Consider the following 12,628-nt stretch of genomic DNA (forward strand, 5'->3'; position numbering starts at 1 on the left):
ATGCATCTATAGCCAAGGCTATGAGCAATTACTACCATTTATCAAATTCTTAAAAGTATCTAATATGAAATTTTCAAAATTACTTTCATTAAGTATAGCGCTATTCTTTGGCCTGAGCATGGCTAAGGCGCAAACACCTGTTGAACTACACATTACCCACAAGCTAAGTGGCTCACCATTTAGCTTCAATACCAATGCTAAAAACAATTTGGGCAATGATTTTTTCATCACCCGTATTGAGTATTATGTATCTAAAATAAGCATCAAGCACGATGGTGGTATGGTAACAGACGTGCCTAACCATTATATATTGGCCAATGGCGACCAGAACGTTACCAGTCAGCTAGGTTCGTTCAATATTACCAATGTAGAGGCCATCTCTTTTTACATTGGTGTAGATACGCCTATCAACCATGCCGATCCTTCTTTACAACCAAACGGTCATCCACTGGCACCTAAGTCGCCATCCATGCACTGGGGCTGGCAAGGTGGTTATCGCTTTATTGCGCTAGAGGGTAAGGCAGGTAGTAGCTTAGACCAAGTATTGGAGATACACTCTATAGGAGATGTTAACTTCCTTAAAACCACAGTACCAGTATCGGGCATTACTCAAAATGGTAAGATCATCATTGCCATCAATGCCGATTATACGCAAGGGTTGAAGAATATTAATATCTCATCGGGTCTATTATCGCATGCTGATAATATGGAAGCCGCTGCTTTGATACAAAACTTCAACCAGTCGGTTTTCTACCCTGGCCACCCGGTATCTGTAGCTACTACTGCTAAGGCAACTACTCAAGTAAATGTATATCCTAACCCATCCAACGGTTCGGTAAACCTAAGCTTCGGTAGTGATGAGGCTGCCACTATTGCGGTATACGATGTACAGGGTCGTCTTGTATTGTCTAAAGAGAAAGCAATGGGTCAGCGTAGCATGTCTATACAAATAGATCATGCAGGCCTATACTTCTTAAAGGCAACTGCTGAAGGCGCTAGCCCATTAGTACAAAAACTAGAAATACTATAGGCAATGACTATTAGGTACTCAACAGTAGCACTGCTACTGTTGGTGCTTCTGTTTAGCGCTGCATGCGAAAGGCAAGTGCCTCTGGTAACAACAATTAAAGATGTCACCATAGCGCCAAAGGGTTTTCCTGAAATACCATTTCCTGAAGAGAACCCTTATAGCAAGGCAAAATGGGAATTAGGCAAAAAATTGTTTTACGACAAGGCACTCTCTGTAGATCATTCTATCAGTTGCGCCTCTTGCCATAAAGTAGCCAACGCCTTTAGCGACAACATTGCCAAAAGCTTTGGCGCAGGCAATGCAGCAGGCACCAGAAATGCACCAACACTAGCCAATGTGGCTTACCACCCTTACTATACAAGGGAGGGAGGGCTGCCCACATTGGAAATGCAGATACTAGTACCTATACAAGAGCACAACGAGTTTAACTATAATATTATTGACATTGCCGAAAGGCTGAACCAAATACCTGAATATGTAGCGGAAAGCAAGGCTGTTTTCAACCGTGTGCCCGATGCCTATGTCATCACAAGGGCACTGGCCACTTTTGAGCGTACTATCGTGAGTGGCAACAGCCAATACGATCGATACACTAATGGTAATGATAGGGCTATAACCGCTGCCGCCAAAAGAGGCATGACGCTTTTCTTCAGCGATAAGACCAATTGCAGCTCCTGCCACTCGGGGTTCAACTTTACTAGTTATGGCTTTGAAAATAATGGGTTATATAAAGACTATCCTGATAATGGCAGAGAGCGCCTTACAGGAAAAGTAGAAGACCGTGCTCGATTTAAAGTACCTACTTTAAGAAATATTGCCGTAACAGCTCCATATATGCACGATGGCTCTATAGCTACGCTAGAGGCTGTAGTGCAGCACTACAATAGTGGAGGAGTTGTACATCCTAATAAAAACACCATCATCCGTCCGTTGGGGCTGACCAAAGAAGAGCAAGCTGACCTAGTGGCTTTTCTACGATCGCTCACCGATGATGAGTTTATTACAAACCAAAGCTTTCAAGAATGAAAAAATATATAATAATCAGCAGCTCGGCGTTATTACTATTAGCACTAAGCTATTGCCGAAAAGATCCGAACACTAATACGAATAATACGCCACAGTATGATGCTACGGTGTACGATTTTCAGAAAGGGCCTTTTCCTGAACCCAACTTTAATGGTAATACTCCTACTAAAGAGGGGGTAGCATTGGGTAGAATGCTCTTTCATGAAAAGATGCTATCGAAAGATGGTAGCCAGTCTTGCGCCAGCTGCCACCTACAAACACATGGCTTTTCTGACTCAGCCACATTTTCAATTGGTGTAGAAGGTAAGAGAGGCGGCCGTCAGGCTATGGCCATTTTCAATACGGCATGGCATACCAATGAGTTCTTTTGGGATGGGCGTGCTCACTTCTTGCGTCACCAGTCTCTGATGCCGATACAAGACCCATTGGAAATGAATGAGACATTGGAAAATGTTATTAATAAATTAACTGCCAGCCAAACCTACCGCGACCAGTTCTTAAGAGCCTTTGGTAGTAACGAGATCACCAAAGAGCGTATGTCTCTGGCTATGGAACAATTTATGAATACCATTGTATCCAACCAATCTAAATACGATAAATACAAAGCAGGCACCGCTACCCTTACTGCAAGTGAGGAGCGTGGCAGACAGCTATTCTTCCAAGAATACAATGAGTTTCTACCGGCACAATCAGGGGCAGACTGCGCGCACTGTCATAGCGGGTTCAACTTCTCTAATAACTTATATATGAACAATGGCTTGGACCCTGCCGGACAACAATCGGATATTGGTAGAGAAAAAGTAACCAAAGACGCTAAAGACCGTGCAAAGTTTAAAGTGACCTCACTGCGTAATATTGCGCTTACTGCTCCATATATGCACGATGGCAGGTTCAAAACTTTGGAAGAAGTGGTAGATCATTATAATAATGGTATCAAAAAATCGCCTACACTTGACCTAGCTCTGGACGCAACTACCAACACAGGGTTAAGATTAACAGCGCAAGACAAGGCAGACCTTGTAGCCTTCTTAAAAACTTTAACGGATGAAACCTTAGCTAAAGATGAGCGTTTCACAAGTCCGTTTTAAATGAAAAGACTACGCTTTTATAACAAATAGCATTAAAAAATGACCTAACTTTGCAACATAACGTTATATAAAACGCTACAAAACAGATTAACCCTCTGTTTTTCATAAGCATGTAGTGACAATATAGTGTTGTCGTTTACCTATGGAGGTGCTATCTAGCACCTCTTTTTTTATTGCTTTTTACGTAAGGTTTAAAAAATATTTGCGAAAATTTTACTGATAATCAATTAGTTACAGAAGTAGGGTAAAAAATCCTAACATTTTTCTTGTTACAATCGTGGTGTAAACCTACCTTTGCAGTCCTCAAAAGATTTTGGGGGCTTGTACAGTTGTATTGCAGTACTGGCAAGCCATAAAGAGAAAATACTAATATTAACAATGAGACATCTAAGTTTTAAAACGCAATCTGCTAACGAAACGATAGTAAAGCGTGATTGGTATGTAGTTGATGCTACTGACCAACCTGTAGGCCGCATGTGTACTAGGATAGCTTCAGTGCTACGTGGTAAAAATAAAGCTTACTACACTCCTCACTTTGACTGTGGCGATTATGTGATCGTATTAAACAGCAGCAAAGTAAAATTTACTGGTAACAAGCTAGACCAAAAAGAGTATCAAACTTTCAGTGGCTACCCTGGTGGTCAGAAAGGTGAAACAGCTAGAAACCTTCTAAGCCGCCGTCCTAACGTTGTTGTAGAGCGTGCAGTAAAAGGTATGCTACCTAAGAATCGTCTTGGACGTGCTATGTACAAGAAATTATTCGTGTACGACGGAGCTGAGCATCCGCACAAAGCACAACAACCAAAGGAACTTAAGTTTTAATTAAACCGTAAAATTCATCCTCAATATAATGGAGAAGCAAATAAATGCCGTAGGTCGCCGTAAACAAGCCGTTGCTCGTGTATACTTGAGCAAAGGTACTGGCAACATCACGGTTAACGACAAAGAATACAAGGAGTACTTCCAACTGATGTATTTGCAAAATCAGGTAGAACTTCCGCTTAAAGCTCTTGAAGCTACTGATAGCTTTGATATCGTTATCAATGTTACAGGTGGTGGCCCTAAAGGTCAGGCAGAAGCTATTAAGCTTGGTATTGCACGTGTACTTTGTGAAGTAAATGCAGAAAACCGCCCAACGTTGAAACATGCTGGGTTATTGACTCGTGACCCTCGTTCTGTAGAGCGTAAGAAATTCGGTAAGCGTAAGGCACGCCGTAGCTTCCAGTTCTCTAAACGTTAATCGCTGGTTGTATTCTTTATTGTTTAACTGTCAAGAAATTATAAAATGGAAGATAATAAAAGCCTACATCAGCAACTATTAGAAGCTGGTGTTCATTTCGGTCACTTAAAGAAAAAGTGGAATCCAAAGATGTTACCATACATCTTTACCGAGAAAAATGGTATCCACCTTATCGATTTGAACAAAACTATCGAAGGGTTGGAAGAAGCTGCTGCTGCAATGAAATCTATCGCTAAAAGCGGTAAGAAGATCATGTTCGTTGCTACTAAGAAGCAAGCTAAAGAGATCGTTTCTGAAAGCGCAGAGAAAGTAAACATGCCTCACGTTACTGAGCGTTGGTTAGGTGGTATGTTGACTAACTTCAGCACTATCCGTAAGAGCGTGAAGAAGATGCAGAGCATTGAAAAAATGCTTGAAGATGGTAGCCTAGAGAGCGTTACTAAGAAAGAGCGTCTTACACTTACACGTAATAAAGATAAAATGCAGAAAGTACTAGGTGGTATCTCTCAAATGGGACGTACTCCTGCTGCATTATTCATCTGCGATATCTCTCACGAGCATATTGCACTAGCAGAAGCTAAACGTTTGAACATTCCTACGTTTGCAATGGTAGATACTAATAGCGACCCTACAAAAGTAGATTTCGCTATCCCTGCAAACGATGATGCTACTAAGTCTATTGCTATCATTACGCAATACCTTACAGCAGCTATCATGGAAGGTTTAGAAGAGCGTGCTCAAAATAAAGATGCTGAAGCTGAAGAAGCTGAAGAAGTAGAAACAAGAGAGCGTGGCGTGAACATCAACGATGATGATGATGATGTGAAGAAAGAGAAAAAACGCCGTCCGAAGCAAGGCGCGGGACGCCCTAAGGCAAGCGGAGCTTCTAAAACAGCTAAGTAAGTCTTAATATAAATTATAATATAGCCTTAAAGCCCCATGTTTGGGGCTTTAAGCATGAATATCGAATTTCGTACAAGATTTTAATAAAAACTTTTTAAAGCATTTAAACAATGAGTGTTACTATATCTGCAGCAGATGTAAATAAGCTTCGTAAGCAAACAGGTGCTGGAATGATGGACTGTCGTAAGGCATTAATCGAAACTGATGGCGATTTTGAAAAAGCTATCGATTTTCTTCGTAAAAGCGGACAGAAAGTAGCTGCAAAACGTAGCGATAGAGAAGCGAACGAAGGTGTTGTGATCGCTAAAGCTAATGCTGACAATACTTTTGGTGTTATCATCAACCTTAGCTCTGAGACTGACTTCGTAGCTAAAAATGAAGAGTTTATTGCTTTTGCTCAATCAGTAGCAGACCTTGCTATTGATACTAAAGCAGCTACTATTGATGAGCTTAAAGCAGCTAAAATGGGTGATATTACTCTAGCGGACAAGCTTCTTGAGGTAGTAGGTAAAATAGGTGAGAAAATAGATATCGTAAGATATGAGCATGTAACTAGCGAGTCTGTTGCTGCATATATCCACGCAGGATACCGTATCGGTGTATTAGTAGCTATGAACCAAGCTGCTAACGACGATATCATTGGTGCAGGTAAAGACGCTGCTATGCAAATAGCTGCAATGAACCCACTAGGTGTTGACGAAAACAGCATACCTCAAGAAACTATTGAGCGCGAGCGTGCAATAGCTGTTGACCAGATCAAAGCAGAAGGTAAACCTGCTGATATGGCAGAGAAGATCGCTGTTGGTAAGTTGAACAAGTTCTTCAAAGAGAACACACTTCTTCCTCAACCTTTCGTAAAAGATAATAGCATTACAGTAGGTAAGCATCTTGATGCTGTATCTTCTGGCCTTACAGTTACTAGCTTCGTACGCGTAGCAGTAGCAGGATAATATTCAGTAAGTACAATAACAAAGCCGTGGATACATTTTCACGGCTTTTTTTATACGAATAAATACGTATTTAAAATACCTGAAATAAGGTATTCTTGCAGCAAAATCACACTGTACTTTTACACCATTATTAATCAATATTTAAAGTTGAAACATATTATATTCTTTCATTAATTAGAAAGATTTATTTGTTTTGCATTAAGATTATAGCAAACTGAAGTAATACGCTATTACCATTTATTACTTTTTTGTTGTTAAACATACTTTATGAAAAAAATATCTTTACTCCTTTGTCTTGTAGCCTTGCTGTCTTTTGGTGCATCAGCACAGCGCTACATTGGTATTTCCACAAGTAACTGGAGCGGTACCAATAGCTTGTACCTTAACCCTGCCAATGCAGCAGATAGTAGGCACAAGTTCACGATCGATCTATTTTCTCTTAATGTAGGTCTGGATAATAACCTAGCTAAGATCAATACTTCCGAGGCTATAAAGTATATCAACGACCCGAATAATAATGATATATCAAAGGCATATACTTTTGGTAATAATGATAAGTTCAGCCTTATGGCTCCTTATGCCGAGATACGTGGCCCTGGTGCTATGGTAAGCATAGGTAGAAAACACGGACTTGCGTTAACCACTCGTGTGCGTGCCTTCAATCAGTTTCACGACTTCAACAAAAACCTATATCGTACTATAGTAGACCAAGACTTTAGAAACTCTGCTAGTAGTAATTATGTAGTTAACTCAGGTAATTCTTTTAACTACACTACTCATGCGTGGACTGAAATAGGTCTTACCTATGGTGGTGTGCTATATGACGGTGGTAAGCACTTTGTAAAGGGTGGTCTTACAGTACGCTACCTTATGGGTGCGGGCTATGTAAGTCTTACCAGTGCTAATATCAATGCCGTTTCTTATGGTGCTCAAGACTCTGTTGTGGTTACTAATAGTAATATGAAATTTGGTACTACTATAGCTAACGGAGAGTTTGGTACTAATGTAAACGATTATCTATTTGGCTCAGCTGGTAAGGGCGTAGGTGGCGACTTTGGTTTTGTATATGAGTGGAGACCAAATCATGCTAAGTATAGATACGATATGGACGGCGATACCAACATTGTTAACGATGCCGTTAATAAATACAAATTACGTTTCTCGGTAGCAGTTACTGACTTTGGTGTTATCACCTACGAGGGTAAGAACAACTTTGACTTGAACATCACAGGTAATGGATATATAAAAGGTGCTACGCTTGCTGATAGCATCGGTAGCTACAATAGCTTGAGAAACTATGCTAAGAGCCACGGCTTTGGAGTAGATAGCAGCACTGGTCAAAGATCTACAAACGTTGTATTGCCAACTGCATTAGTAACCAATGTAGACTACCACGCAGTAAAGAACCTATACATTAATGCTATGTTCATTGCCAATGTAGCAAACCGTAATGTACATGGTAATACGATCTATAGTCAATTAACTGTTACTCCTCGTTGGGACACTCGTGTGTTCAGTGTAGGTGTACCGATTACTTACAATTTCTTAGCTAAGAATGTAAGAGCTGGTCTTGGAGCACGTGTAGGAGGTTTCTTTGTAGGTAGTGATGATATTGCCGGCTTGTTCAGCAATAGCACAAACGGTTTTAACTTCTACTTCGGAGCTTCTATTCCTTTCAACAAAAAGAAACCAAAAGATACTGACGGAGACCTAGTATCGAACAAGAAAGATAAGTGTAAGAAAGAAAAAGGTACTTGGGAGCTAAGAGGTTGCCCTATACCAGACCAAGATGGTGATGGCATATTAGACTCTGTTGACAAATGTCCTCAAGTTCCAGGTGTTGCTTCTGCTGATGGTTGCCCTGATGCTGATGGTGATGGTATTGCTGATGGCGAAGATCGTTGCCCTGAAAAAGCAGGACCAGAAGAATATCAAGGTTGCCCTGATACAGACAGCGATGGTATAGTGGATATTGAAGATGCTTGTCCTACAGTACCAGGTTTAGCGCAATATGGCGGATGCCCTGATAGCGATGGTGATGGTATTATAGATGGTGAAGATAGATGTCCGGAAGTTGCAGGACCTGCTTCAAACCAAGGGTGCCCAGAGATAACTGTTGAAGAGAAGAAAACTTTAGAGTTTGCAGCAACTGCTATCGAGTTTGACCTAGGCAAAGCTTCTATCAGAAAAGGTTCTCATGAACTACTTGATAAGATAGTTGAGATATTGAACAACCATCCTGAATATGACATGACCATTGATGGCCATACTGATGCTTCGGGTAGTGATGCTGTTAACTTAAAGCTATCTAAAGAAAGAGCTAATGCTGTGAAAGCTTACTTTGAATCTAAAGGTATCGCTTCTAGCAGACTAAAAGCTGAAGGTTATGGAGAGTCTCAACCTGTAGCTGATAATAAAACACGTGCAGGCCGTGCTAAAAACCGCCGTGTAGTAATGGATATGAAATTGAGATAATCGCCATTCTCATTCCAAATAAATAAAGCCCTACCGTTTGGTAGGGCTTTATTATTGTATGTAAGTTGATATTATTTATTGAAGTACTCTTTATACCATTCTATTTCATGATGGTCTATAAGCTCTGTATTAATTGTGTGTGCACTGTCAAGCTTATTGTATAATATCTCTAAAGATGCATAATCTCTTTGACTGATAATTTTAATACCTCCTCTCATTAGCTGTGCTGCAGCCACACCCATACCTATTTGATATTTTTTCTCTGCCGCAAAACGATTGCCATCATATATTACCTGGCTACCACAGGCCGCACTTATATCCATCATTACGACCAACTCTATATCTTCTTGCTTGGCTATTTCCAGCATTCTTTCCGATGCCTTGATCATGCCTTCTGTCCAGTCTACCCCAGTTTCTGTTAACACTTTGGCCTTCCCTTCCAACACATCCATACCTGTACCACCATGTATATCACACATTTCTCTTGGTGTACCAAAAGAAAAATCTTCAGGACAAAATTTTGTAATTTTTATCGTTTTGTAGTCGAGCAGCTTTAGTGCCGACGGATACTCTCCATTGGCACTACCATCATACCCACAAGTAATGCCTAACAGGCAAGCACTTAACATTACTCTTAATGGATCTTCAGGAGTTGGTATTCTAAGTTTCTTTAGATAGTCTCTATCTGTCATAGCATTGTGGTTTAGTCTAGTCTTCTTGTGTAGGTGTTATATCTGCAGGACGATTCAATTCGTATTTTCTGGTAAAGTTGCACCAGTAACAGTCTTCCTTTCCACAACCTTTATCAAAGTCGTGATTCATAATACTTGTATAGCTGTCCTTCATCTGCTTCAACACTATTTCTTCATCTTGTGCAAATACAGGTACTTTGATACGTTTATACTGATTTGTTTTGCTACCCTTCTCCACATAGTCAAACATACCCATGTCTACTTTCCAGTTTCTATCAGGATGGTTTTCTATAATTAGTTTATAAAATACCATCTGTCTCCAATAGTCTCCGCCGTTGGGGTTAGCTTCGTTTGGTGCAGCGGTATATGCTTTTGCAGAGCGATCGGGGTCTCCTGTTTTATAATCTACCACAGTACAGTTATCTCCATTCATTTCCATCTTGTCTATCTTACCTGTTATAGGCACACCATTAAGTATATAGCGAGGGATAGACAACTCTATTTCTACATCCTTATGAAAACTATTAATATACTCGTCATAATAATCGTTGAGTAATGTATGTCCCTGTTCCATACGGCGCTCGTACTGTATTGGTGTAAAAGCCGACGACTCTCTGTACATCGCATTATCAAATATTTTCAGTACTTCTTCTTTTGAAGGGAAAGTGCCATTTTGCTCTTTCATGATACGGAACATCCGTTCTAAGGCATCGTGCACCGCACTACCAAAAGCCATAGCATCGTTCTTTTGGAAAGGTACTTTTAGTATATACTGATAATAGAAGCTGACAGGACAGTTGAGATATTTAGAAAGTGTAGTATAACTCATGATAAAGGACTGCAGCACTTTATCGATCCACATATTGTTGGCCAGCTCTATACGCACTTCAGATACCGGCTCCATAGCTAGTTGCATATGTTCCACTAAGTCCTTTTCTGCTAACTGCTGTTGCTGCCTATCTTCCTCCTTACTTATTTCATCTATGAATACAGAATGTTCAATCGGTTTACCATCATTATCCGCTGCGGCATAAGAAATATATAAGTGTTTCTTAGCTCTGGTAAGTGCCACATAAAATAGCCTACGGGCAACTTCTGTTTTATAGGTTTTGTCTTTATCGTCCTTAGTATTAGTGATCGTATCTGGCAGCTTATACTCATTGCTCAATCCACGTTTGCTCTCCCAAAAGTTTTTGGTTGCACCGATAAGAAAAACATGTTCAAACTCATTGCCTTTAGCACCATGCGTGGTATAAAACTGTACCCCGTGTTCATTCTGCACTACTTTTTGAATGGGTAGTGCTATGTTTTCACTTCGCATCTTATCTATCATCTGTAGATAAGCATCGGAGGTTATTTTAGCATCTCTACCATAAGCATCCTTTACATGCTCAAAGAAGGTATTCAACACCTGTATATTCCAAGTATAATCTTTAGTGCCAATCAGGTATTTAACAATACCACTTTCGTAAACTATTTTCTCTATGAGCAATGGTAAAGGTAGCGAGGACTGTTCTGCCATCCAACGTTCTACACAATCACCAAAACGATGTAAGGCTTGTACAGATTTTAAATCTAATTGTGTAGCCAACATTAGCTTATTGCCCAATACCAAACGCCAATACCTAAGTGAGCTATCTTTCGACTTGTTAGCCTGCATATACAAGGATATCATAGCAATATCAGTTGCATTGATACCAAAGTAAGGGCTATGCATCAACTCAAATAAAAGCGTCTCTGCACTAAAGGCCTGCTTCTGTTCTTCGTTAAGGTATTTTAGAATGTTGAGTACTTGCTGAACCAAAGGCAGGTCTAAAATATTGACAGGCTTTTTTACCGAATAAGGAATGCCTTTCCTTTCCAGTATTGCAATGATATTATTAGCCTGTTTGTGTTGTGCATAGAGTACGGCAATATCTCCTAACGGTATTTTCGCCTTTTGTAGTTGTTCTATATGCTGTACTACTGCTGCTTCCTCTTGCAGTATGTTGGGATATTCTGTAACTACTGGTTGTATCGTTTCTTTACCGTCGGCAAAACGTGTGGAGGAAGAAACAATGTTTTTATCTAGTTGTAATTCTTCCAGCTGTTTTATCAGTCTTTCATTGTTGTTATCTATGGTTGCTGTGGCTATATCTAATATGGCTTGAGAAGATCGATAATTCTCAGGCAACACGACAACATTTATATTCTCTTTGAAGCGCTGATAAAAATCGATGATATTTCTTATTCTGGCACCTTGGAATTCGTATATAGATTGGTCATCATCCCCTACTACAAATATGTTGGGGTCGTCCCAAAATTCTGTAAGGCTGTTCAACAATTCGTTCTGCGCACCGTTCGTATCCTGAAACTCATCTACTAAAATAAACTGGTGTCGTTCTTGATAGCTTAACAATAAGGCAGGGTTTTCTTTAAACTCTTCGAGCACCCAAATGATCATATCATTAAAGTCGTATCTACCCGCTTCTTTCATTTTCTGTTGGTAAACATCGAATAAAGCTGCAGCAGCTTTTGTATCATTTACCTTTCTTACCTCATCATCTATAGCTGCTTGCTTTAGGTCACCTTTCTCAAACCCTTTACCTTTTCTTTGGTAGATGTATTCTTTTCTATTGGGCAGGTCGTTGATATACTCCTCTACTGCATCGGCAATACTGCTTGCAGTAAGGTGTTCTCTTTTCATCATGTCGAACAAGCGACTGAGCTTATTGACATCAAAATAAATATTACCACTTAACCTACGCAGTACATGCCCCGATGGCAACTCTTCCAGCATTTCGTATAATAACTCTGTACGCTCCAAGTCTGTGATTGGCTGTAAAGATCTTATGCTGAAGTACTCACTATTCTGCTGAATGATATTATTACAAAATGCGTGGAAGGTGCAAATATTTACCTTGTGTGCCGCAGTGCCAATGATCTGTACCAATCGACGACGCATGGAGTTCGTTGCTTCCTCCGTATAGGTCAAACATAATATTTCCGATGGCTGCACTTGTGCTTCACTTCTTAACAGGTTGGCAATTCTCATGGATAGTACTTCTGTTTTGCCCGTACCTGGGCCCGCTATTACCATCACAGGACCATAAATGGTATCTACAGCTTGTTTTTGGCGCTGGTTCAGGTTATTATATCTATCTAAGAATAATTGCTCGTTTATCGACATATTTGCATGCATTATCTGCCAACATGAAGTTAGAAAAGCTATAACAATTTATTAA

10 protein-coding genes are annotated in these 12,628 nt (G+C 40.1%); 8 read left to right on the forward strand and 2 right to left on the reverse strand.

Annotated features, from left to right (window positions below):
• Positions 1 to 64 precede the first annotated feature (64 nt).
• The 8 genes from R2800_11545 (at position 65) to R2800_11580 (ending at position 8,712) form a co-directional block, all read left to right on the forward strand.
• Positions 65 to 1,030, forward strand: coding sequence for an MbnP family protein (locus R2800_11545; GenBank protein MEZ5017679.1), 966 nt, complete (start codon positions 65 to 67; stop codon positions 1,028 to 1,030).
• A 3-nt stretch (positions 1,031 to 1,033) separates the two neighbouring features.
• Positions 1,034 to 2,056 (forward strand): cytochrome c peroxidase, encoded by a 1,023-nt coding sequence (locus tag R2800_11550; GenBank protein MEZ5017680.1) that lies wholly within the window; start codon positions 1,034 to 1,036, stop codon positions 2,054 to 2,056.
• Positions 2,053 to 3,144, forward strand: a complete 1,092-nt coding sequence (locus R2800_11555; protein MEZ5017681.1) for a cytochrome c peroxidase — start codon at positions 2,053 to 2,055, stop codon at positions 3,142 to 3,144. The genes R2800_11550 and R2800_11555 overlap by 4 nt, the downstream gene beginning before the upstream one ends.
• Positions 3,145 to 3,522: 378 nt before the next feature.
• On the forward strand, positions 3,523 to 3,966 hold the full coding sequence (gene rplM / locus R2800_11560; protein MEZ5017682.1) for a 50S ribosomal protein L13: 444 nt from the start codon (positions 3,523 to 3,525) through the stop codon (positions 3,964 to 3,966).
• A 28-nt stretch (positions 3,967 to 3,994) separates the two neighbouring features.
• Positions 3,995 to 4,384 carry a 30S ribosomal protein S9 gene (gene rpsI, locus R2800_11565; GenBank protein ID MEZ5017683.1) on the forward strand — a complete coding sequence of 130 codons (390 nt, stop codon included), beginning with the start codon at positions 3,995 to 3,997 and terminating at the stop codon, positions 4,382 to 4,384.
• A gap of 45 nt (positions 4,385 to 4,429) precedes the next feature.
• Positions 4,430 to 5,287 carry a 30S ribosomal protein S2 gene (gene rpsB / locus R2800_11570; protein MEZ5017684.1) on the forward strand — a complete coding sequence of 286 codons (858 nt, stop codon included), beginning with the start codon at positions 4,430 to 4,432 and terminating at the stop codon, positions 5,285 to 5,287.
• Between the two features lie 110 nt (positions 5,288 to 5,397).
• A complete protein-coding gene (gene tsf, locus R2800_11575) occupies positions 5,398 to 6,237 on the forward strand; it encodes a translation elongation factor Ts (protein ID MEZ5017685.1) in 840 nt (279 codons plus the stop codon).
• 267 nt (positions 6,238 to 6,504) lie between these two features.
• Positions 6,505 to 8,712: an OmpA family protein gene (locus R2800_11580; protein MEZ5017686.1), complete on the forward strand. Its 2,208-nt coding sequence runs from the start codon at positions 6,505 to 6,507 to the stop codon at positions 8,710 to 8,712.
• A 71-nt stretch (positions 8,713 to 8,783) separates the two neighbouring features.
• On the opposite strand, the gene R2800_11585 is transcribed toward R2800_11580, so the two are convergent.
• Positions 8,784 to 9,404 (reverse strand): 2-thiouracil desulfurase family protein, encoded by a 621-nt coding sequence (locus tag R2800_11585; protein MEZ5017687.1) that lies wholly within the window; start codon positions 9,402 to 9,404, stop codon positions 8,784 to 8,786.
• Positions 9,405 to 9,420: 16 nt separating this feature from the next.
• Positions 9,421 to 12,573, reverse strand: coding sequence for an ATP-dependent DNA helicase (locus R2800_11590; GenBank protein MEZ5017688.1), 3,153 nt, complete (start codon positions 12,571 to 12,573; stop codon positions 9,421 to 9,423).
• Positions 12,574 to 12,628 lie beyond the last annotated feature (55 nt).

This window comes from Flavipsychrobacter sp., from assembly GCA_041392855.1.
GTDB lineage: Bacteria > Bacteroidota > Bacteroidia > Chitinophagales > Chitinophagaceae > UBA5543.

Excerpts from the sequence above, each read along its gene's own strand:
- R2800_11545 (MEZ5017679.1), top strand. The coding sequence starts at position 65 with ATGAAATTTTCAAAATTACTTTCATTAAGTATAGCGCTATTCTTTGGC.
- R2800_11550 (MEZ5017680.1), top strand. The coding sequence starts at position 1,034 with ATGACTATTAGGTACTCAACAGTAGCACTGCTACTGTTGGTGCTTCTG.
- R2800_11555 (MEZ5017681.1), top strand. The coding sequence starts at position 2,053 with ATGAAAAAATATATAATAATCAGCAGCTCGGCGTTATTACTATTAGCA.
- rplM (MEZ5017682.1), top strand. The coding sequence starts at position 3,523 with ATGAGACATCTAAGTTTTAAAACGCAATCTGCTAACGAAACGATAGTA.
- rpsI (MEZ5017683.1), top strand. The coding sequence starts at position 3,995 with ATGGAGAAGCAAATAAATGCCGTAGGTCGCCGTAAACAAGCCGTTGCT.
- rpsB (MEZ5017684.1), top strand. The coding sequence starts at position 4,430 with ATGGAAGATAATAAAAGCCTACATCAGCAACTATTAGAAGCTGGTGTT.
- tsf (MEZ5017685.1), top strand. The coding sequence starts at position 5,398 with ATGAGTGTTACTATATCTGCAGCAGATGTAAATAAGCTTCGTAAGCAA.
- R2800_11580 (MEZ5017686.1), top strand. The coding sequence starts at position 6,505 with ATGAAAAAAATATCTTTACTCCTTTGTCTTGTAGCCTTGCTGTCTTTT.
- R2800_11585 (MEZ5017687.1), bottom strand. The coding sequence starts at position 9,404 with ATGACAGATAGAGACTATCTAAAGAAACTTAGAATACCAACTCCTGAA.
- R2800_11590 (MEZ5017688.1), bottom strand. The coding sequence starts at position 12,573 with ATGTCGATAAACGAGCAATTATTCTTAGATAGATATAATAACCTGAAC.